Annotated in this window: 1 protein-coding gene; it reads left to right on the top strand. The window is 41.0% G+C overall.

Translation table 11 applies throughout. The features are described from left to right. The coding region (locus tag EHQ64_RS09200) for a hypothetical protein (protein WP_135649194.1) at window positions 1–700 on the top strand (700 nt) is incomplete at both ends.

Genomic DNA, 700 nt, shown 5'->3' on the forward strand with positions numbered 1-700 from the left:
TAGAGCTTGCTCGTGCAGAGCTTACAAATTCCCAAGCCGCATATGATAGCACTGTAAAAATGCAGGTGCTTATCCAGAACCCTGGCTTACTCGGAAAGATCGGAGAGTTAAAATCCGACGGAGATAATAAGGCAGATTCCGGATTACGTTATGAGATAGAGCAGGCAAATGAAGAGTTGGATAGACAAAGAGAAGTGTTACGCCAACAGGAAGAGGCCATGTATAGGCTTACCTATGAGCGTGAGAATGCTCTTCGCACTCAGTCCTTTTATAACCAAAGTTTAAACCAGATCTTAGCATTCGAAGATATTAAGGAGAAAAAAGCAAGTTTAGAAAGTATTCTGGACGGTAACGGATCCTTAAACGATAAGATCGATTCTCTCTTAAGTGGGAACACTTTAGTAACTTTGTATGGAAATACGGTAGCGGTCCAGTTACAGAAAGAACTTACGGAGATGAAGTCCAAACTTTCTAATTTGGATACACCTGTAGTAAGTGCAAGTACCACATTCGATTCTCAGGTGCAGTTGATGAATACTGCAGCACAGAATTTCCCTGCAGATACACTTTCCGCCAAAAAATCAGAATTAACTCAGTATCTGAACCAGTTAAAAGGGATCCGTGGAAGTTTAGGTTCTGTTTCTTCTTACGATACTACTTATCTTGGACTTGATCGTGTGGATCAGGGGATTACGTATTT

This window comes from Leptospira sarikeiensis (assembly GCF_004769615.1).
Taxonomy (GTDB): domain Bacteria; phylum Spirochaetota; class Leptospiria; order Leptospirales; family Leptospiraceae; genus Leptospira_B; species Leptospira_B sarikeiensis.